Origin of the sequence: Streptomyces sp. NEAU-sy36 (assembly GCF_013423905.1) — a bacterium.
Classification (GTDB): Bacteria; Actinomycetota; Actinomycetes; order Streptomycetales; family Streptomycetaceae; genus Streptomyces; species Streptomyces misionensis.
On the sequence record NZ_CP058977.1, the window covers coordinates 5653616 to 5673775 of the forward strand.

Annotated in this window: 18 protein-coding genes and 1 pseudogene; 9 read left to right on the forward strand and 10 right to left on the reverse strand. The window is 73.3% G+C overall.

Going from position 1 to position 20160, the window contains the following annotated elements; all coding sequences use genetic code 11:
- Positions 1-7 precede the first annotated feature (7 nt).
- Genes HZZ00_RS24685 through HZZ00_RS24695 form a run of 3 tightly spaced genes read right to left on the reverse strand, consistent with a single transcriptional unit; the run spans position 8 to position 4658 of the window.
- On the reverse strand, positions 8-2197 hold the full coding sequence (locus tag HZZ00_RS24685) for a 3-hydroxyacyl-CoA dehydrogenase NAD-binding domain-containing protein (RefSeq protein WP_180328515.1): 2190 nt from the start codon (positions 2195-2197) through the stop codon (positions 8-10).
- 41 nt (positions 2198-2238) lie between these two features.
- Positions 2239-3453: an acetyl-CoA C-acetyltransferase gene (locus HZZ00_RS24690; protein ID WP_180328516.1), complete on the reverse strand. Its 1215-nt coding sequence runs from the start codon at positions 3451-3453 to the stop codon at positions 2239-2241.
- Positions 3450-4658 (reverse strand): CaiB/BaiF CoA-transferase family protein, encoded by a 1209-nt coding sequence (locus HZZ00_RS24695; RefSeq protein ID WP_180328517.1) that lies wholly within the window; start codon positions 4656-4658, stop codon positions 3450-3452. Before HZZ00_RS24695 ends, HZZ00_RS24690 begins: the two co-directional genes overlap by 4 nt.
- A 196-nt stretch (positions 4659-4854) precedes the next feature.
- Here HZZ00_RS24695 and HZZ00_RS24700 point away from each other — a divergent pair.
- Positions 4855-6033 (forward strand): annotated as a pseudogene (locus tag HZZ00_RS24700) (trans-acting enoyl reductase family protein).
- Positions 6034-6184: 151 nt separating this feature from the next.
- On the forward strand, positions 6185-6373 hold the full coding sequence (locus HZZ00_RS24705; protein WP_180328518.1) for a hypothetical protein: 189 nt from the start codon (positions 6185-6187) through the stop codon (positions 6371-6373).
- Here HZZ00_RS24705 and HZZ00_RS24710 read toward each other — a convergent pair.
- Positions 6337-7071, reverse strand: coding sequence for an endonuclease V (locus tag HZZ00_RS24710; protein ID WP_180328519.1), 735 nt, complete (start codon positions 7069-7071; stop codon positions 6337-6339). The two genes, HZZ00_RS24705 and HZZ00_RS24710, sit on opposite strands and share 37 nt — an antisense overlap.
- A 56-nt stretch (positions 7072-7127) precedes the next feature.
- On the opposite strand from HZZ00_RS24710, the gene HZZ00_RS24715 reads away from it, so the two are divergent.
- Complete coding sequence (locus tag HZZ00_RS24715; protein WP_070029532.1) at positions 7128-7424, forward strand: YciI family protein; 297 nt, start codon at positions 7128-7130, stop codon at positions 7422-7424.
- Positions 7425-7447: 23 nt separating this feature from the next.
- Here HZZ00_RS24715 and HZZ00_RS24720 read toward each other — a convergent pair whose 3' ends face one another.
- Positions 7448-7786: a plasmid stabilization protein gene (locus HZZ00_RS24720; RefSeq protein WP_146467289.1), complete on the reverse strand. Its 339-nt coding sequence runs from the start codon at positions 7784-7786 to the stop codon at positions 7448-7450.
- A gap of 57 nt (positions 7787-7843) precedes the next feature.
- A complete protein-coding gene (locus tag HZZ00_RS24725; protein WP_180328520.1) occupies positions 7844-8950 on the reverse strand; it encodes an oxidoreductase in 1107 nt (368 codons plus the stop codon).
- A 216-nt stretch (positions 8951-9166) separates the two neighbouring features.
- Here HZZ00_RS24725 and HZZ00_RS24730 point away from each other — a divergent pair, with 216 nt between their 5' ends.
- The 4 genes from HZZ00_RS24730 (at position 9167) to HZZ00_RS24745 (ending at position 13748) form a co-directional block, all read left to right on the forward strand.
- Positions 9167-9583 carry an SsgA family sporulation/cell division regulator gene (locus HZZ00_RS24730; RefSeq protein WP_180328521.1) on the forward strand — a complete coding sequence of 139 codons (417 nt, stop codon included), beginning with the start codon at positions 9167-9169 and terminating at the stop codon, positions 9581-9583.
- 306 nt (positions 9584-9889) lie between these two features.
- Positions 9890-11506, forward strand: coding sequence for an ABC-F family ATP-binding cassette domain-containing protein (locus HZZ00_RS24735; protein WP_180328522.1), 1617 nt, complete (start codon positions 9890-9892; stop codon positions 11504-11506).
- A gap of 262 nt (positions 11507-11768) precedes the next feature.
- Positions 11769-12545 (forward strand): dimethylargininase, encoded by a 777-nt coding sequence (gene ddaH, locus HZZ00_RS24740; protein ID WP_180328523.1) that lies wholly within the window; start codon positions 11769-11771, stop codon positions 12543-12545.
- 225 nt (positions 12546-12770) lie between these two features.
- Complete coding sequence (locus tag HZZ00_RS24745) at positions 12771-13748, forward strand: acyl-ACP desaturase (RefSeq protein WP_180328524.1); 978 nt, start codon at positions 12771-12773, stop codon at positions 13746-13748.
- 130 nt (positions 13749-13878) lie between these two features.
- Here the strand turns inward: HZZ00_RS24745 and HZZ00_RS24750 are convergent, their stop codons facing one another.
- Entirely contained in the window at positions 13879-14124 is a 246-nt protein-coding gene (locus HZZ00_RS24750) for a WhiB family transcriptional regulator (RefSeq protein ID WP_070029525.1), read from the reverse strand.
- 265 nt (positions 14125-14389) lie between these two features.
- Between HZZ00_RS24750 and HZZ00_RS24755 the strand changes: the two genes are divergently transcribed.
- Positions 14390-15169 (forward strand): VOC family protein, encoded by a 780-nt coding sequence (locus tag HZZ00_RS24755; protein ID WP_180328525.1) that lies wholly within the window; start codon positions 14390-14392, stop codon positions 15167-15169.
- Positions 15170-15176: 7 nt separating this feature from the next.
- On the opposite strand, the gene HZZ00_RS24760 is transcribed toward HZZ00_RS24755, so the two are convergent.
- Positions 15177-16295: a LacI family DNA-binding transcriptional regulator gene (locus HZZ00_RS24760; RefSeq protein WP_374028481.1), complete on the reverse strand. Its 1119-nt coding sequence runs from the start codon at positions 16293-16295 to the stop codon at positions 15177-15179.
- A 72-nt stretch (positions 16296-16367) separates the two neighbouring features.
- Positions 16368-17384 carry a non-homologous end-joining DNA ligase gene (gene ligD, locus HZZ00_RS24765; RefSeq protein ID WP_180328527.1) on the reverse strand — a complete coding sequence of 339 codons (1017 nt, stop codon included), beginning with the start codon at positions 17382-17384 and terminating at the stop codon, positions 16368-16370.
- Between the two features lie 74 nt (positions 17385-17458).
- Here ligD and HZZ00_RS24770 point away from each other — a divergent pair, with 74 nt between their 5' ends.
- A complete protein-coding gene (locus tag HZZ00_RS24770; protein WP_180328528.1) occupies positions 17459-18529 on the forward strand; it encodes an ATP-dependent DNA ligase in 1071 nt (356 codons plus the stop codon).
- Between the two features lies 1 nt (position 18530).
- Here the strand turns inward: HZZ00_RS24770 and HZZ00_RS24775 are convergent, their stop codons facing one another.
- Positions 18531-19721: a zinc-dependent alcohol dehydrogenase gene (locus tag HZZ00_RS24775; RefSeq protein ID WP_180328529.1), complete on the reverse strand. Its 1191-nt coding sequence runs from the start codon at positions 19719-19721 to the stop codon at positions 18531-18533.
- Between the last annotated feature and the right edge of the window lie 439 nt (positions 19722-20160).

A 20160-nucleotide genomic window follows, 5' to 3' on the forward strand; every position in this document is an offset into this window, starting at 1 on the left:
GAAGACCCTAGTCCGCGAAGCGCTCGCCCCGCTCCGCCTTCTCGACCAGCAGCGCGGGCGGGGTGAAGCGGTCGCCGTAGCGCTCGGCGAGTTCGCGGGCGCGGGCCACGAAGGCGGGCAGGCCGACGTCTCCCCCGGCGCCGCCGTCGTAGCCGTTGATGTACTGGAGCACCCCGCCGGTCCAGCCGGGGAAGCCGATGCCGAGGATGGAGCCGATGTTGGCGTCGGCCACGGAGGTCAGCACCCCCTCCTCCAGCAGGCGCACGGAGTCCAGCGCCTCGGCGAAGAGCATGCGCTCCTGCATGTCCCGGAACGGGATCTCGTGCCCGGGCCGGGTGAAGTGCTCGCGCAGGCCCGGCCAGAGCCCGGCGCGCCTGCCGTCCTCGGTGTAGTCGTAGAACCCGGCGCCGCCGCTGCGGCCGGGGCGCCCGAACTCGTCGATCATGCGGTCGATGACGGCCTCGGCCGGGTGCGCGACCCAGGTGCCGCCGGCCTCCTCGACGGCCCGCTTGGTCTCGCTGCGGATCCTGCGCGGCAGGGTGAGGGTCAGCTCGTCCATCAGGGAGAGGACCTTGGCCGGGTAGCCGGCCTGGGCGGCGGCCTGTTCCACGGAGGCGGGCTCGATGCCCTCGCCGACCATGGCGACGCCCTCGTTGATGAAGTGGCCGATCACCCGGGAGGTGAAGAAGCCGCGCGAGTCGTTGACGACGATCGGGGTCTTGCTGATCTGCCGGACGAGGTCGAAGGCGCGGGCGAGGGCCTCGTCGCCGGTGCGCTCGCCCTTGATGATCTCGACGAGCGGCATCTTGTCGACCGGCGAGAAGAAGTGCAGCCCGATGAAGTCGGCCTGGCGCTGCACGCCCTCGGCGAGGGTGGTGATGGGCAGCGTGGAGGTGTTGGAGCACAGGAGCGCGTCGGGCGCCACGACCGACTCGATCTCCTGGAAGACCTTGTGCTTGAGCGCGGTGTCCTCGAAGACCGCCTCGATCACCGCGTCGCAGCCCGCGAGGTCGGCGGCGTCGCCGGTGGGGGTGATCCGGGCGAGCAGCGCGTCCGCCTTCTCCTGGCTGGTGCGGCCCTTGGCGACGGCCTTGGCGCACAGCTTCTCGGAGTAGCCCTTGCCCTTGAGCGCGGCCTCCAGGGAGACGTCCTTGAGGACGACCTCGATCCCCGCTCGGGCGCAGGAGTAGGCGATGCCGGCGCCCATCATGCCCGCGCCGAGCACCGCGACCTTGCGGACCTGGCGGGGCTCGACGCCCTTGGGCCGGTTGGCGCCGGAGTTGACCGCCTGGAGGTCGAAGAAGAACGCCTGGATCATGTTCTTGGCGGTCTGCCCGGTGACCAGCTCGGTGAAGTAGCGGGTCTCGATGGTGCTCGCGGTCTCGAAGTCGACCTGGGCGCCCTCGACGGCCGCGGCCATGATGCTGCGCGGCGCCGGGTAGGGGGCGCCGCCCGTCTGCTTGCGCAGGTTGGCCGGGAAGGCGGGCAGGTTGGCGGCGAACTTCGGGTTGGCCGGCGTGCCGCCCGGGATCCGGTGGCCGGGAACGTCCCAGGGCTGCCGGGACTCGGGGTGGGCGTCGATGAAGGCGCGGGCCTTGGCCAGCATCTCCTCACGGGTCTCGGCCACCTCGTGGACCAGGCCGTTCTCCAGGGCGCGCCGCGGGTTGTACTGGGTGCCCTGGAGCAGCACCTTCAGCAGCGCGTCGGTGATGCCCATCAGGCGCACGGTGCGGGTGACGCCGCCGCCCGCGGGCAGCAGGCCGAGGGTGACCTCGGGCAGGCCGATCCTGGAGCCGGGGGCGTCCAGCGCGATGCGGTGGTGGGAGGCGAGCGCGATCTCGTAACCGCCGCCCAGGGCCGCGCCGTTGATGGCGGCGACGACCGGCTTGCCGAGGGTCTCGATACGGCGCAGCGCGGTCTTGATCTCGGTCGCGGCGTCGAAGACGTCCTGGGCGTCCCGCGGACCGGCCTTGATCATGTCCTTGAGGTCGCCGCCGGCGAAGAAGGTCTTCTTGGCGGAGGTGTAGACGATGCCCCGGATGGAGTCCTTCTCGGCCTCCGCGCGTGCGGCGATTGCCGTGATGGAGGCCCGGAAGGCCTGGTTCATGGTGTTCGCGGACTGGTCGGGGTCGTCCAGGACCAGGGTCACGACACCGGTGTCGTCCTGCTCCCAGCGGATGGTGGTGCTCTCGGTCATGTGAGTCGTCTCCGTTGAAGTGGCTTGATTCCGCGGGGAGTTCAGATGCGCTCGATGATGGTGGCGATGCCCATGCCGCCGCCCACGCACAGGGTGGCGAGGCCGTAGCGCTTGTCCTGGCGCTCCAGTTCGTCCACGAGGGTGCCGAGGATCATGGCGCCGGTCGCGCCGAGCGGGTGGCCCAGCGCGATGGCGCCGCCGTTGACGTTGACCTTGTCCAGCGAGATGCCCATGTCCTTGACGAAGCGCAGCACGACGGCGGCGAACGCCTCGTTGATCTCGACCAGGTCGATGTCGTCGATGGTCAGGCCCGCCTTGGCGAGGGCCTTGCGGGTGGCGGGGGCCGGGCCGGTGAGCATGATGGTGGGCTCGGAGCCGGAGACGGCGGCGGAGACGATCCGGGCGCGCGGGGTGAGGCCGTAGCGCTCGCCGACCTGCTTGGAGCCGATCGCGACCAGCGAGGCGCCGTCCACGATGCCCGAGGAGTTGCCCGCGTGGTGGACGTGGTCGATCTTCTCCACCCAGTGGTACTTCTGGAGCGCCACGGCGTCGAAGCCGCCGAGTTCGCCGATGTCCGCGAAGGACGGCTTGAGCCCCGCGAGGGAGTCGGCGGTGGTGCCGGGGCGCGGGTGCTCGTCGTGGTCGAGGACGACCAGTCCGGCGCGGTCCTTGACGGGGACGACCGAGCGCGCGAAGCGGCCCTCCTTCCAGGCGGTGGCGGCACGCTCCTGGGACAGGGCCGCGTACTCGTCCACGTCCCGCCGGCTGAAGCCCTCGATGGTGGCGATCAGGTCGGCGCCGATGCCCTGGGGCACGAAGTTGACGGCCAGGTTGGTCATCGGGTCGTTGAACCAGGCGCCGCCGTCGGAGGCCATCGGCACCCGGGACATGGACTCCACGCCGCCCGCGAGGACCAGGTCCTCCCAGCCGGAGCGGACCTTGGCGGCGGCCAGGTTGACGGCTTCGAGACCCGAGGCGCAGAAGCGGTTCTCCTGGACGCCCGCCACGGTGTCCGGCAGCCCGGCGGCGATGGCGGCGATCCGGGCGATGTCGGAGCCCTGGTCGCCGACCGGGCCGACGACGCCGAGCACGATGTCGTCGACGGCGGCCGGGTCCAGGCCCGGGAAGCGGTCGCGGATCTCGTGGATGAGGCCGACGACCAGGTCGATGGGCTTGGTGCCGTGCAGGGCGCCGTTCGCCTTGCCGCGGCCGCGCGGGGTGCGGATCGCGTCGTACACGTACGCTTCGGTGCTCACTGGTGTGCCTTTCGGGAGGGTCGGCCGAGCGGGGTTCGGTGGTCGTCGGGTCGGTGGGCCCGGTCGGCGGCCGGGGCGGGCCCCTCGCCGTCGGCGAGTGCGGGTACGTCCCAGTCGCGGGCCACCGCCTCGGTGTCGGCGCCGGGCAGCGCCGGGCCGGTGCGGACGGCGGCGGGGGTGACCGAGAAGCGGGGGGCGGGGGCCGGCTGGGTGAGGCCCGCGTGCTCGGTGAAGGTGCCGCGGGCGGCGAGGTGCGGGTGGTGCGGGGCCTCGCGCAGCGAGAGTACGGGGGCCACGCAGGCGTCGGTGCCCTCGAAGACGGCGGTCCACTGCGCGCGGGTGCGGGTGCGGAAGCGGTCGGCGATCCGGGCGCGCAGTTCGTCCCAGCGGCTGAGGTCGCCGCGCGCGTCCAGCAGGTCCGCCAGGTCCAGCAGGCGCAGGAACTGCTCGGAGAACCGGTCCTCCAGGGCGCCGACGGCCATGTGTCCGCCATCGGCGGTCTCGTAGGTGCCGTAGTAGGGGCAGCCGCCGTCGAGGAGGTTGGCGCCGCGCCGGTCCTGCCAGGCGCCGGCGGAGAGCATGCCGTGGATCATCGCGGACAGGTGGGCGGTGCCGTCCACGATGGCGGCGTCCACGACCTGGCCGGTGCCGGTGGCGCGCGCGTGGTGCAGCGCGGCGAGGACGCCGACGACCAGGTAGAGCGAGCCGCCCGCGTAGTCGCCGAGGAGGTTGGCGGGCACGGCCGGGGGTTCGCCGGGGCGGCCGATCAGACCGAGGGCGCCGGTCACGGCGATGTACGACACGTCGTGGCCCGCGCGCTCGGCGAGGGGGCCGTCCTGGCCCCAGCCGGTCATCCGGCCGTACACCAGGCGGGGGTTGCGGGCGTGGCACTCGGCCGGGCCGACCCCGAGGCGTTCGGCGACGCCCGGGCGGTAGCCCTCGACCAGGACGTCGGCGCGCTCGGCGAGGTCCAGGACGCGGGCGGCACCGTCCGGGGACTTGAGGTCGACCACCACCGAGCGCTTGTTGCGGTTGGTGACGTCGTGGGCGGGGTCGATGCCGAGGCCGGGGCCGCCGGGGCGGTCCACGCGGACCACGTCGGCGCCGAGGTCGGCCAGCAGCATGGCGGCGAACGGGCCCGGCCCGATGCCGGCCAGTTCCACCACGCGCACGCCGTGGAGCGGGCCCCGCGCTGCGGTGCTCATGCCGTCCCCCAAGTGTGTGACACAACTGATGTAACACCGGTGATGCTAGGAACGCGTTCCATCCGGCACAAGACCTGAACGAGCAAGCGCTTAGCCAAGTGCCCGTCCGACCGGGTCACCCGGTCCGGGGAGCGCGCGGATCTCACGCTAGCCTCGGCCGCCGACGGCGGCGCGGGCTGCACGACCAAGGGGTGGCATGAACGGACTGCACGGCACGGAACGTACCTATGACCTGGTGCTCTACGGTGCCACCGGCTTCGTCGGCGCCCTGACCGCGCGGTACCTGGCCGCGCACGCGCCGAAGGAGCTGCGCTGGGCGGTGGCCGGCCGCGACGAGGCCAGGCTGCGGCGGCTGCGCGAGGAGCTGCCCGGCGGCGCGGACATCGGTGTGCTGCGCGCCGACGCGTCCGATCCGGCGGCCGTGCGCGAGCTGGCCGGGCGGGCGCGGGTGGTGGCCACGACCGTGGGCCCCTATCTGCGGTACGGCGAGGAACTGGTGGCCGCCTGCGCGGACGCCGGGACCGACTACCTGGACCTCACCGGCGAGCCGGAGTTCGTGGACCTGATGTACGTACGGCACGACGCCCGCGCGCGGGAGACCGGCGCGCGTCTGGTGCACGCCTGCGGCTTCGACTCCGTACCCCATGACCTCGGCGCGTACTTCACGGTGCGGCAACTGCCCGAGGGTGTGCCGCTGCGGGTGGACGGCTATGTGACGGCCGACGCGGCCTTCTCCGGCGGCACCCTGGCCTCGGCGCTCGACCAGCTCGCGCGGGGACGGCAGCTGCTCGCCGCCGCGCGCGAACGGGCCCGGCACGAGCCCCGGTTGCCCGGACGCCGGGTGAGCGCGCCGGTCGGAGCGCCGCGGTTCGCCCCGGAGGTCGGCGCGTGGGCGGTACCGCTGCCCACCGTCGACCCGCGGATCGTGGGCCGTTCGGCACGGGCCCTGGAGCGCTAGGGCCCCGACTTCCGCTACCGGCACTTCGCCGCCGTCCGGCATCTGCCGGTCGCCCTCGGCGGGGTCGCCGCCGTCGGCGCGCTCGCGGCGGCCTCCCAGCTTCCGCCCGCCCGCCGCTGGTTGTCGAACCGGCTCCGGCCGGGCGAGGGGCCGAGCGCGCGGAAGCGGGCGAAGAGCTGGTTCAGGGTGCGGTTCGTCGGCGAGGGCGGCGGGCGCCGCGTGCTCACCGAGGTGGCGGGCGGCGACCCCGGCTACGACGAGACCGCCAAGATGTTCGCCGAGGCGGCGCTGTGCCTCGCCCTCGACGACCTCCCGCCGACGTCCGGCCAGGTGACCACGGCGCAGGCGATGGGCGACGCGCTCACCGGGCGGCTGCGGGCCGCGGGGATCGGGTTCCGGGTGGTGGCGCGGCGGTAGCCGGCCGGCCCGCCCGGCACCTCTCCCCCGGTTTGAGACTTCCGACCCGTCCGCGGCCTGCACTCCGCGCCAGTCGCCGCCAAAGTCTCAACGGGCACGTCAGTGAGACGATTGAGTCCCAAGCCGGTGAACCCAAGGAGGCGTAAAAACGTTGAAGTTCGTGCTCGAAGTGACCGTGGACGAGGACGCCCCGGCGCCGGAGCGGGCCGCCGAGCTGGGGCGGATCCTGCGCTACTGGGGCGGCAATCTGCACCACTACGCGCTGGAGCCGGGCGACGGCTCGGCCGTGTACGACTCCGGGTATCAGGAGGTCGGCACCTGGCGGGTCACGGCCTCCTGAGCGGCCGGACGGGCCGTCGCCTCCCGCAGGGCCCGGCGGCACAGGGCGTCGGCGCGCCGGGTGGTCTCCGGGAGACGGAAGGCCGGGGTGAGGGCCAGGGTGTGCGCCACCGCGTTGTCCAGGCTCACCCGGTGGCCGACCGAGACGAAGACCGGCTTGACGCCGTCCCGGGTGCGCAGGGCCCGGCCGACCTCCTCGGCGCCGGCGAGCAGCGGCGCGGAGCTGCCCCGGGCGGCGGCGGGATCCTCGTAGGTGAAGGTGAACGGGTTCTTGGCGACGCCGATGGTGGGCAGACCGGTGAGCACGCCGAGGTGGCTCGCCAGGCCGAAGCGGCGTGGATGGGCCAGTCCGTAGCCGTCGCACACCACCAGTCCGGGCGGGCACGGCAGGGAGTCGAGGGCGGCCAGCACCGTGGGGATCTCCCGGAAGGCGAGCAGTCCGGGCACATAGGGGAAGGACACCGGGCCGACGGCGGTGGCCTCGGCCACCACCTCCAGACTGGCGGCGTCCAGGACGACGGCCGCCGCAGCGACCAGGTCGCGCTCGTCGTCGTAGGCCACGTCGACCCCGGTCACCCGGCCGGTGCCGGGCGGCGGCCCCGGCTCGTCGAGCACCACCCGGTCCCGCAGCTCGTCCTGGACCGCGCGGGCCTCCTCCTCGGTCGCCGGCCGGCCCGCCGGTATGCCTGGGGTCGTCATGACGGCCGACTCTAGCGCCTGTCAACGGGGGCGGCCGGCGGGGTAGGCTCGCGATCATGTTCGTACTGGAACTGACCTACACCAAGCCCCTCGACGCCGTGGACGCCCTGCTCGCCGAGCACGTGGCGTGGCTGGAGGAGCAGTACGAGAAGGGCGTCTTCCTGGCCTCGGGCCGCAAGGAGCCGCGCGACGGCGGGGTGATCCTGGCCGTGGCCGAGGACCGCGCCCGCGTCGAGGAGGTGGTGGCGAGCGACCCGTTCACCCTGGGCGGCGTGTGCACCTACCGGGTCACCGAGTTCATCGCCACCAAGACCGCTCCGGAACTGGCCCGGTACCGGCAGACCCTGGGCTGAGCCGCCCTTCCCGGCTCCCGGCGTCAGCCCTTCTTGGACTTCAGCGCGCGTTGCAGCTCGTCCTTGTTCATGTGCGAGCGGCCCTCGATGCCGCGCTGCCTGGCCTCGTTGTACAGCTGGTCGCGGGTCGGGCCGTGCGAGCCGACCCGGTTGCCCGACCGCTGGCCGCCGCGCCTGCTGGACGACATGTCCTGCGTCGACGTGCGGCTGGCGGTCTTCGACTCGCCGGCGCGGGCGCGTTCCTTGTTGACGGTCCGTGCGGCGATCTCCTTCGCGCGTCCCTCGCTCTCGCCCCGGTCCTGCGCGCTCTCCTTGATGTGCTCGTACTGGCGTTCGCGCTTGGGGCTGGAACCGGCTGGCATGATCGCTCCTTTCCGCTGTGACGCCGACACGAGTACCCGGCTCGCGGTGCGCCTACCTCACCGTTCCAGCCGGGCCACCCTGCCCTGCTCGCCGGCAGCCCAGCAGCCGAGGTCGGGGGTGCAGGAGACGGTGTCGTACGAGCCGGTGTCGATGGTGCGCCAGGTCCGGCCGCCGTCGGTGGTCAGATCGGTGCCGGTGGGGCCGACGGCGAGCGCGGCCGAGCGGCTGTGCGGGAGCCAGGCGACCGCGGAGCGGTAGCCGGGCGGGGGCGTGGCGGCGGGCTGCCAGCTGCGGCCGCCGTCGGCGGTGACGGCGGCGGCGCGGGGCGAGGGCTGGTCCGCGCGGTAGTCGCCGCCGACCGCGAGGCCGTGCGCGCGGTCGCGGAACGCGAGGGCGAAGACGCCGCGGGCCGGATCGCCGGCCGGCACCGGAGTGTCGGCGGCGGTCCAGGTCAGGCCCCGGTCGGCGGAGTGCAGGACGCGGGCGCGGGCGCCGCCGCCGGTGGCCGCCCAGGCGTCCCTGGTGCCGGAGGTGACCAGGCACTGCCCGCTCGCCGCGAAGCCCGCCTCGCCGTCCAGGGCGGGCGGCATGCCGGACGCGGGCAGCAGCCGCCAGGAGCGGCCGCCGTCGTCGGTGGCGAGGACGCGGAACCTGCCGTCCACCGGGTCGCCCAGCGCCAGGCCGTGGCGGCGGTCGAAGAAGGCGAGGCAGTCGTAGAACGCGCTCGGGTCGGTGTTGCGGAAGGACTCGGTCCAGGTCGCCCCGCCGTCGTCGGTGCGGTACACCCGGGACGCCTCGCCCTCACCGGCGGCCAGCACCACCGCGTGCCGGGCGTCGAACGCCTCGACGTCCCGGAACTCCAGGCCGGCCGCGCCGGGCGGGGAGACGTCACGCCAGGTCGCGCCGCCGTTCCGGGTGAGCAGGACGGTGCCCGCGGTGCCGGCCAGCCAGGCGGTGCGCCGGTCCACGGCCGCGAGGCCCCGGAAGCGCACCCGCGGGGTGCCGGGATCCTTCGCCGCCCAGTGCACGCCCTGCCGTCCCGGCTGTCCGAGCGCCTGCGCCGAGGGGACGGTCAGCGCGGCGAGCGCCGCCCCGCACGCGACCCCCGCCGCCACCAGCCTGCCCGTGCGTCGCGTCCGTCCCGTGCCCCGCGTGCTCCCCATGCGCCTCATGGCGGGCGAAGCTAGCCGACCGCCGGGGCGCCGTCCAGGGGCCAACTGCCGCGCGCCGTACGGCGGCAGTGTCCCGCCCGCCGCGTGCATGAACGCGGTGACCGAGGTCACTCGTAAGCCAGGTGCACGCCCCGGCCGATTCCGTCGTCTCATCCAGTGCCGGGTGTCACACCAGACGCAGTCCAGCCGTCACGAGGGAGCAAGGCGTTGTCCACCGTCATCGAGCAGCTCGTAGAGGCCCGTCTCGTCGCCGCCGCACCGCGCATGCCGAACATTCCCGCCACGCTGCGCTACGACCGCGGCGACCCGTTCGCCGTGCGGATGACCTTCCCGGCCCCGGCCACCCTGGAGGGGGTCGAAGTGTGCTGGACCTTCGCCCGCGAACTGCTCGCCGCCGGGCTGGAGGGCCCGGAGGGGCACGGGGACGTACGGGTGCGGCCGTACGGCTACGACCGCGTGGTCCTGGAGTTCCACGCCCCGGAGGGCACCGCGGTCATCCATGTCCGCGCGGCCGAGATACGCCGCTTCCTGGAGGCCGCCGACGCACTGGTACCGGCCGGCCTCGAACACCTCCAGCTCGACCTGGACGGCGCTCTGGCGGACCTGATGCGGGACAGCCGGTAGCGGGGAGCGGCCCGCCGTGGGGTGCGGTCGGCCGTGTCACCCGTAAATCCCGTTGACCGCCGTCCGGCCTGCTCCTACCGTTTACCTCGGTTCTGTTGCCGTCGATCGGAGAAGGACGTTGCTCGTCTGAGGTTCGGAGACACCGCGTCGCACCGGTGAGGTGTGCGTGGCGTACGACCCTCGGCGTTCGAGCCGTCCTCCGGCACAGGGCCTTTTCTTCTGCACGGCCTCCGGATGGTCCCTCGGTTCCGCCTCGCGGTGTCCCCACACGCGCCCACCGAACCGCGACCACCCCGCGAGGCATCCATGTCATCTTCCCTCACCTGCACGTCCCTCTCCTTCGCCTGGCCCGACGGCACCACCGTGTTCGACGGGCTCGACCTCGCCTTCGGCCCCGGCAGGACCGGGCTCGTCGGTGCCAACGGAACCGGCAAGTCGACCCTGCTGAAGCTGCTGACCGGTGAACTCGTCCCGGCCGACGGCACCGTCAAGGTCCAGGGCGAGATCGGCCACCTGCCGCAGAACGTCACCCTGGACACCGCCCTCCGTGTCGACCAGGTCCTCGGCATCGCCGAGCGCCGGGCCGCGCTGCACGCCATCGAGGCGGGCGACGTGACCGAGGAGCACTTCGAGACCGTCGGCGACGACTGGGACGTGGAGGAGCGCGCCCTGGTCACCCTCGGCGAACTCGGCCTCGGCCACATCGGGCTGGACCGCACCGTCGGCGAGGTGTCCGGCGGCGAGTCGGTGCTGCTGCGGCTGGCCGCGCTGCTGCTGCGCCGCCCGGACGTGCTGCTCCTGGACGAACCCACCAACAACCTCGACCTCTACGCGCGCCGCCGCCTCCACCAGGCCGTCACCGCCTGGCCCGGGGTACTGGTCGTGGTCAGCCACGACCGCGAACTCCTCGACCTGGTCGACCAGATCGCGGAGCTGCGCGCCGGAGAGGTCGCCTGGTACGGCGGCAACTTCTCGGCGTACGAGCAGGCGCTGGCCGTGGAACAGGATGCGGCCGAACGGATGATGCGGGTCGCCGAGGCCGACGTGCGCAGACAGAAACGCGAACTGGTCGACGCGCAGGTCAAGTTGGCCCGGCGCAAGCGGTACGGGCAGAAGATGTGGGAGTCGAAGCGCGAGCCGAAGATCGTGATGGGGGCCCGCAAGCGCGCGGCCCAGGAGTCGGCGGGCAAGCACCGCATCATGCACGAGGAACGGCTCGCCGAGGCCCGCGAGCGCCTGGACGAGGCGGCGGACGCGGTGCGGGACGACGACGAGATCCGCGTCGAGCTGCCGTACACCGCCGTACCGCCCGGCCGGCAGGTGCTCACCCTGGAGGGACTGGAGACGGCGTACGGCGCGCGGGTCGAGGGGGTCCTCGATCTGCGCGGCCCGGAGCGGATCGCGCTGGTCGGCCGCAACGGCTCCGGGAAGACCACACTGCTGCGGACGGTCGCCGGGGAGCTGGCACCGGTGGCCGGCACGGCGACGGCGCACGTACCGCTGCGGTTCCTGCCCCAGCGGCTGGACGTGCTGGACGACGAGCTGACGGTCGTCCAGAACGTGGCCCGGTTCGCGCCGGACGCCACCAACAACCGGATCCGCGCGCGGCTGGCCCGGTTCCTGTTCCGGGGCGCGCGCGCCGACCAGCGGGCGGGCACGCTGTCCGGCGGCGAGCGCTTCCGGGCCGCGTTGGCCGCGCTGATGCTCGCCGAACCGGCGCCCCAGCTGCTCCTGCTGGACGAACCGACCAACAACCTCGACCTGGCGAGCGCCCGGCAGCTGACCTCCGCCCTGGAGTCGTACGAGGGCGCGCTGCTGGTGGCCAGCCACGACCTGCCGTTCCTGGAGTCGATCGGCATCACCCGGTGGCTGCTGATGGAGGACGGACGGCTGAGGGAGGTGGAACCGGAAGAGGTCGGATAGAGCCGGACCGGGCGCTCGGCGGCCCGTGCCATCCCCCGGCGCCGGAGGCCGGCTGCCGAGCGTCACCGGCCCGCGGGGCGGCACGCCCCCCGGACCAGCGGTCCCGACGGCCGAAGCGGCGGCCGTCGGGGCCGCGGGCCACGGGCGGGGGACGCGCTGCCTCGGCAGCGGTTTTGTGCTGGGCCCGGCGGGCTGCATGATGGCGGATCGGCGCCGGACGAACCTGGCGCAGGCACCGTGTTCCCGACCGGAAAGGCCCGTCGTGCCCAGCAAGAAGGCCCTCGTTCGCCGTCCCGGCCCCCGTCTGGCCGACGGACTGGTCACGCACGTCGAGCGGGAGCCGGTCGACGTCGCGCGGGCCGTCGAGCAGTGGGAGGCGTACGTCGGAACGCTGCGGGCGCACGGCTGGGAGACCATCGAGGTCGAACCGGCCGACGACTGCCCGGACTCGGTGTTCGTGGAGGACACCGTCGTCGTCTTCCGCAACGTGGCGCTGATCACCCGGCCCGGCGCCGCCGCCCGGCGCCCGGAGACCGCCGGGGTGGAGGAGGCGGTGGCCCGCCTCGGCTGCTCGGTGAACTGGATATGGGAGCCGGCCACCCTGGACGGCGGCGATGTCCTGAAGGTCGGCGACACGCTCTACGTGGGCCGCAGCGGACGCACCGACGCGGCCGGGGTGCAGCAGCTGCGGGCCGTGTTCGAGCCGTTGGGCGCCCGGGTGGTGGCCGTGCCGGTGAGCAAGGTGCTGCATCTGAAGTCGGCCGTGACCGCGCTGCCGGACGGCACGGTGCTCGGACACATCCCGAGGGTGGACCGGCCCTCGCTCTTTCCCGGGTTCCTCTCGGTTCCCGAGGAGGCCGGCGCGCAGGTGGTGCTGCTCGGCGGGCACAAGCTGCTGATGGCGGCGAGCGCCCCGAGGACCGCCGAGCTGCTGACCGATCTCGGCCACGAGGTGGTGACGGTGGACATCGGTGAGTTCGAGAAGCTGGAGGGCTCGGTGACCTGCCTCTCCGTGCGCCTGCGCGAGCTGTACGCCTGACCGGGTGACACCTTCCCGCCGACGGCCCCGGGACCGGCGCGTCCCGGGGCCGTTCCGCATCCCTGACGGTGTGTCGTCCCCGCTGGTCCGGGCGCTTTTACGGCGGCTTAACCTACGGTTTCGTAACCTACGGTCTCGTAGCTTACGATCACGTAGGTTTTCCGGCACCGCTCGCCGGTACCCGTGTTCGCACTCTCCTTCGTTCGGCGTCCCCCTGGAGTTCCCGTGACCATTGCCTCTCCCCACCTCGGCAGCCCGACCGCCTGGACCGACGCCCGGCTGTTGTACGCGCTGGAGGAAGTGGTGGAAAGGGAGTTGAACCGGCATCTGCGGGCCGCGAAGGACTGGATGCCGCACGAGTACGTGCCCTGGGGCGACGGGCGCAACTTCCCGGCCTTCTTCGAGGACGGCGAGGCGTGGGCGAAGGACCAGTCCAAGGTGACGGACATCGGCCGCACCGCCCTGGTGGTCAACCTGCTGACCGAGGACAACCTGCCCAGCTACCACCACGAGATCGCCAGCCTCTTCGGCCGCGACGGCGCCTGGGGCACCTGGGTGCACCGGTGGACGGCGGAGGAGGGCCGGCACGGCATCGTGATGCGGGACTACCTGCTCGCCTCCCGCGCGGTGGACCCGGATCAGCTGGAGCGCTTCCGCATGGCGCACATGAGCGAGGGCTTCGAGTCCGACAACGGGCACTCGATGCTGCACTCGATCGCCTATGTCGCCTTCCAGGAGCTGGCCACCCGGATCTCGCACCGCAACGCCGGCCACCAGTCCGGTGACCCGGTGTGCGACCGCATGCTCTCCCGGATCGCAACCGACGAGAACCTGCACATGGTGTTCTACCGCAATCTGCTCCAGGCGGCGTTCGAGCTCGCGCCCGACCCGACCATGCAGGCGGTGCGGGACGTGGTCGTCGGCTTCCGGATGCCCGGACACGGCATCCCCGGCTTCGAGCGGGCCGCCGCGCAGATGGCGATCGGCGAGGTCTACAACCTGCGCATCCACCACGACGACGTACTCCAGCCGGTGCTGCGCTACCTGAAGGTGATGCAGCTCGACGGCCTCGGTCCGCAGGGGCGCCAGGCCCAGGAGGAACTCGGTCTGTTCATGGGCGGCCTGGACGAGGAGGCCGGCCGCTTCGACGAGAAGCTGGCGGCGCGCAAGGCACGGATGGCGGGGCGGGCCGGGGGGCGCTGACGGCACGGAGCGCGCGCGGCGCGGCGTTGACCTCGGGGCGCTGACCGCGCGGGGCATGCGGCGCGGACGGCACGGACCTGGTCGGCGGGGCGGGCCGCCGGGGGGTGAGGGCGGTCCGCTGCGGGGGGGGTCAGCCCGAGGTGCGGCGCAGGGCGAGGCGCTCCTTCTCGGACAGACCGCCCCAGACGCCGAAGCGTTCGTCGTTGGTCAGCGCGTAGTCCAGGCAGGCCGAGCGCAGGTCGCACATCCCGCAGATGCGCTTCGCCTCGCGCACCGAGCTGCCCGGCTCGGGAAAGAAGAAGTCCGGGCCGGTCTGCGCGCACAGGGCCTGCGCCTGCCAGGTCTCGTCGGCCGGAGTGATCGTGTCGAAGTGCATGGCCAGGATCGTGCCCCGCGGCGAAAAACGTTCGATCAACGCGCGCTCAACGCGGTCGTCGGGGCCTCCGGCCGACCCGATGATGCTCCCCGGTGCCCGGCGGGCGCACGGCGGCGCGCGGAAACATCGAAAACTCTGGGAACAGGCCCGGTCACCCGAGGTGAGGGCGGGCCGTGCGGCGGCCGGCGGTGTTCCGGCGGCGGTCGCCGGTGGGCGGTGCCAGACTCGGCAGTGCAGCGGACGGCACCCCTTCGAGGAGGGCTCCATGCTCACCACCGATTTCGTCGATGGCGCCCCGAACTGGCTCGACATCGGCGCGCCCGACATCGACGGCGCGTGCTCCTTCTACGGCGGTCTGTTCGGCTGGCGGTTCCGGTCGGCGGGGCCGGACGCCGGCGGTTACGGCTTCTTCCAGCTGGACGGGCGGACCGTCGCCGGCGGCATGCAGACCGAGCCCGGCCAGGGCCCGCCGTCCTGGACGCTGTACTTCCGCAGCGAGGACGCGCGGGCCACCGCGCAGGCTGCCCAACAGGCCCATGGCAGGGTGCTGTTCGGTCCGGTCGACGTGCTGGGCCAGGGACACATGGCGGTCCTCTCCGACCAGGCGGGCGCGACGTTCGGGATCTGGCAGCCCGGCGAGACCAGCGGGGTGGACGTGGCGAACGTGTTGGGCGCGCTGTGCTGGGCCGAGCTGCACACCCCGGACATCGCGGCGGCGGCCGCCTTCTACCGCCGCGTCCTCGGCCTGGAGACCTCCGGCGTGCCGTTCCCGGGCGGTACCTACACCTGCGTCAACCCGGACGGCGCCGGGGAGGACGCGATGTTCGGCGGGATGGTGCCGCTGGCCCGGCCGGAGGACGAGCCCTACTGGCTGCCGTACTTCGAGGTCGAGGACGCGGACGCCGTCGCGGCCGGGGCGCTGCGGCTCGGCGGGACGCTCGTGGTGCCGCCGGCCACGATCGAACGGGTGGGCCGCATGGCGACGCTCGCCGATCCGTACGGGGCGCGGTTCGCGGTGATCAAGAGCGCCGGAACGCGGGAGTGAACGCCGGTCAGGCGGACGCGCGTCGTATCAGCGTGGTCGGCAGGATCACGCCGGACGGCGGGGCGTCCGGCCGCCCGCCGTCGGTGCCGTCCGCGTCGGCTCGGGCGTCGGCGTCACCGCAGGCTCCCCCGGTGGCGGTCCGGGCGGCGGCGCCGTCCAGCAGCAGCCGGGCCATCAGCCGGCCCATCCGCTCGATGTCCTGACGGACGGTGGTCAGCGGCGGGTCGGACTCCTCGGCGAGCGGCAGCATGTCGTCGAAGCCGACCACGGCCACGTCCTGCGGTACCCGCAGGCCCCGCTCCCGCAGGACGCGCAGGGCGCCCAGCGCGGTCAGGTCGTTCGCGGCGAACACGGCGTCCACGTCGGGGCGGCGGGCGAGGAGTTCCCGCATGGCCCGTTCCCCGCCGGCCGGGGTGAAGTCGCTCTCCACGACCAGCGCGGGATCGGCCCCGCCCGCCGTCTCGGCCATGACGTCGCGGTAGCCGTCGAGCCGGTCCACCGCCGAGGTCTGGTCCAGGGCGCCGGTGAGGTGCGCGATCCGGGTGCGGCCGAGGGCGGCGAGATGGCGTACGGCGGACCGGGCGCCGCCCCGGTTGTCGCAGTCCACGTACACCGCCGTACCGGTGCCGTCCCGCCAGCCGGGCCGGCCGCCGAACACGGTCGGCACCCCGGCGTCGTGGATCAGCCGGGGCAGCGGGTCGTCCAGGTGCAGCGAGAAGACCAGCGCCCCGTCGACATGGCCCCCGGCGAGGTACCGGGCCACTCGCGTGTGGTCGTCGCGGCCCTCGGTGAGCAGCAGCACCAACTGGTTGTCGCACGCGGTCAGTTCCTTGCTGATGCCGCGCAGCTGGAGGGCGAAGAAGGGGTCGGTGAAGACGCGGGTCTCGGGTTCGGCGATGACGACCGCGACGGCGTCGTGCCGTTTGGTGACGAGGCTGCGCGCCGCCTGGTTGGGGACGTAGCCCAGCTCCTCGACGGCCCGCCGGACCCGCTCGGCGAGCGGTTCGCGGACGCCGGACCCGCCGTTGACCACCCGCGACACGGTGGCCCTGGACACCCCGGCCCGCGCGGCCACGGCCTCCAGCGTGGGACGCGACACTGCGTCGGACACAGGGGGACTCCTCATCGGCCGGCTGCCGACCAGGATAACGAGGGCCGCCGTGCCGGTGGTCGACGGGGCCGTACCGGTGCGGCACCGTCAGGACGGCTCCCGGCGGGCCCGGCTCGGCTGGACGCGTTTGGGCTCGCCGGGCATCTTCGGGTACTCCGGCGGATACGGCAGGTCGCCGAGACCGTGGTCGTGCTCGTCACGGCGGGCCAGCTCCAGTAACGCGTCCAGCGAATGGGCCCGTTCCTCCATGCCGGCGTGCACGTCCCCGAGTTCCCCGAACCGGGCCGGCATGGTGGCGAGATCGAAGTCGTCGGGGTGCACGGAGTCGATCTCGTCCCAGCGCAGCGGTGCGGAGACCGTGGCCTGCGGGCGGGGCCGTACCGAGTAGGCGGAGGCGATGGTGCGGTCGCGGGCGGTCTGGTTGTAGTCGAGGAAGATGCGCTTGCCACGCTCCTCCTTCCACCACTTGATGGTGACCTGCTCGGGCATCCGCCGTTCCATCTCCCGGCCGACGGCGATCGCGGCACGCCGCACCTGGGTGAAGGTCCAGCGCGGTTCGATGGGCACGAAGACGTGCAGGCCCCGGCCGCCGGAGGTCTTGGGCCAGCCGCGCAGCCCGCCGAACTCGTCGAGGACCGCGCGCAGTTCATGGGCGGCGCGGACGGCGTCGGCGAAGTCGGTGCCCGGCTGCGGGTCCAGGTCGATGCGCAGTTCGTCGGGGTGGTCGACGTCGCCGGCCCGCACCGGCCAGGGGTGGAAGGTGAGGGTGCCGTACTGGGCGGCCCACACCACCGCGGCCTGTTCGGTGGGGCACATCTCGTCGGCGCTGCGGCCGCTCGGGAAGGTGATGTGCGCAGTGGGGATCCAGTCGGGCATGCTCTTGGGCGCGCGCTTCTGGAAGAACCACTCGCCCCCGATGCCGTCCGGGTGGCGTTCCAGGGTGGTGGGGCGATCGCGCAGGGCGCGCAGGATGCCGGGGCCGACCGCGATGTAGTAGCGCGCCAGGTCCAGCTTGGTGAATCCCCGCTCCGGGAAGAACACCTTGTCCGGGCTGGACAGCCGTACGGTCCGCCCGGCCACCTCCAGTTCCACCGCATCAGCCATGCGGCCACCGTAGGCGCCCCCCGCGCGGCTCGCACACCGGGCGCACACGGGCGTGCGCGCGCAGAATCGGAGCCATGGAGCTGCCCGTCATGCCGCCCGTGAAGCCGATGCTCGCCAAGCCGGTGGCGAGGATCCCGCCGGGCATGCACTACGAGGCCAAGTGGGACGGGTTCCGCTCCATCGTCTTCCGCGACGGCGCCGAGGTCGAGCTGGGCAGCCGCACCGGCAAGACGCTGACCAGGTACTTCCCCGAGCTGGTCGAGGCGCTGCGGGAGCGGTTGCCACTCCGGTGCGTGCTCGACGGGGAGATCGTGATCGCGCGCGGGGGGCGGCTGGACTTCGACGCGCTGACCGAGCGGATCCACCCGGCCGCCTCCCGGGTGCGGATGCTCGCGGAGAAGACCCCGGCCTCGTTCGTCGCCTTCGATCTGCTGGCGCTGGGCGACCGGTCCCTGCTCGACGTGCCGCTCACCGACCGCCGGGCCCTGCTGGAGGAGGCTTTCGCCCAAGTCGCCGCGCCGGTGCACCTGGCGCCCGCGACCACGGACCTCGCGGTGGCCGGGCAGTGGTTCGAGCGGTTCGAGGGGGCCGGTCTCGACGGGATCGTGGCCAAGCCGCTCGACCTGCGCTACCGGCAGGACGAACGGGCCATGTTCAAGATCAAGCACGAGCGGACGGCGGACGTCGTGGTGGCCGGCTACCGCCTCCACAAGAGCGGCCCGGTGGTGGGCTCGCTGCTGCTGGGCCTGTACGACGACCGGGGCCGGCTCCAGCACGTGGGCGTGTCGGCGGCCTTCCCCATGAAGCGGCGCGCGGAACTGGTCGAGGAGCTGGCGCCGCTGCGGATGGACGACGTCGCCGGGCACCCGTGGGCGGCCTGGTCCGAGGAGGCCGCCCACGAGACCGCCCGGCTGCCCGGGGCGCCGAGCCGCTGGTCCGGGAAGAAGGACCTGTCCTGGGTGCCGCTGCGCCCGGAGCGGGTGGCCGAGGTCGCCTACGACCACATGGAGAACGGGCAGCGCTTCCGGCACACCGCCCGTTTCCGCCGCTGGCGACCCGACCGCGCCCCCGAGAGCTGTACCTACGCCCAGTTGGAGGAGCCGGTGCGGTACGACCTCGGGGAGATCCTCGGCTCGAAGGGATGAGCTACGGCTTCATGAGGACCTTGATCGCGCCGTCCTCCTTGCGCTGGAACATCTCGTAGGCGTGCGGCGCCTCGGACAGCGGCACCCGGTGCGTGGCGAAGTCCTCGACGCCGAGCGGGTCCTCGTCGGTGAGGTACGGCATGATCTGGTCGCTCCAGCGGCGCACGTTGGCCTGCCCCATGCGCAGCTGGATCTGCTTGTCGAACAGGGTGAGCAGCGGCATCGGGTCGGCCATGCCGCCGTAGACGCCGCTGAGCGAGATGGTGCCGCCGCGCCGTACCAGGTCGATGGCCATGTAGAGGGCGCCGAGCCGGTCGATGCTGAAGCGTTCGGCGAAGGGCGCGGAGATCTTGCGCGGCAGGAGGGCGGTGGCCTGCTGGGCGAGCTTCGCGGCGGCGCTGCCGTGCGCCTCGGTGCCGACGGCGTCGATCACCGCGTCCGGGCCCCGGCCGCCCGTCGCCTCCTGGATCGCGTGGATCAGCGTCTTCTCGTCGTCGAAGGCCCTGAGGTCGTACGTCTTCACGCCCCGCCGGTTCGCCCGCGCGAGCCGTTCGGGCACCAGGTCGATGCCGAAGACCTGTTCCGCGCCGCGCGCCAGGGCGATCCGGCAGCTCATGTCGCCGATCGGGCCGAGGCCGAGGACCGCGACGCTGCCGCCGGGCGGGACGGACGCGTACTCGACGGCCTGCCAGGCGGTGGGCAGCACGTCGGAGAGGTAGACGAAGCGGTCGTCCGGCGGGCCCTCGGGCACCTTCATCGGACCGAACTGCGCCTGCGGCACCCGCAGGTACTCGGCCTGGGCGCCCGGCACCGCGCCGTACAGGCGGGTGTAGCCGAACAGGGCGGCGCCCATGCCCTCGCCGGTGACCTGGGTGGTCTCGCACTGGGTCGGCAGCCCGGTGTCGCACATGAAGCAGTGCCCGCAGGCGATCTGGAACGGCACCACGACGCGGTCGCCGGGCCGCAGGTTCGTCACCTCCGAGCCCACCTCCTCCACGATGCCCATGGGCTCGTGGCCGAGGATGTCGCCCGGCGTCATGAACGGGGTGAGCACTTCGTACAGATGCAGGTCCGAGCCGCACAACCCGCTGGAGGTGACGCGGATGACGGCGTCCGTGGGTTCCTCGATCCTCGGGTCGGGCACGTCCTCCACCCGCACGTCCCGCTTGCCCTGCCAGGTGACTGCCTTCATGAGGTCGCGCTCCCTTGGGTCGCATCGGTACGCACCGATGTATCCGTTTTGCGGTGGCCCCCGGGTACCCGTGGGTCACCGCGCCGAACCTCCTGGTGGGCGCGGTGCGGGTGCGTGGCGGGGTGCGGCCGGGTGGGACCGGCGTGCGAGCCGCCGACCGCCACCACCCCGGGCGGCTCCCCGCTCGCGGTGAAGATCGACGATGTGCCGCCGGGGGCGCGCCCGCGGACCGGGCTGGAGGCGGCCACCGTGGTGCACGCGGAGCAGGTCGGGAGGCCCTGGGCGCGCCGGGCGAAGGAAGAGGTCGTACGGCGCCGCGCGGGTGCCGTCCCGGTACGTCACCGTCCGCGGCACCGCGTACCACGACGTCCTCGGCGACCCCACCCCCTGCCCACGGGCCGTCGGCACCGGGAAGCCGGAGGTGCCGCGCGGCGGACGC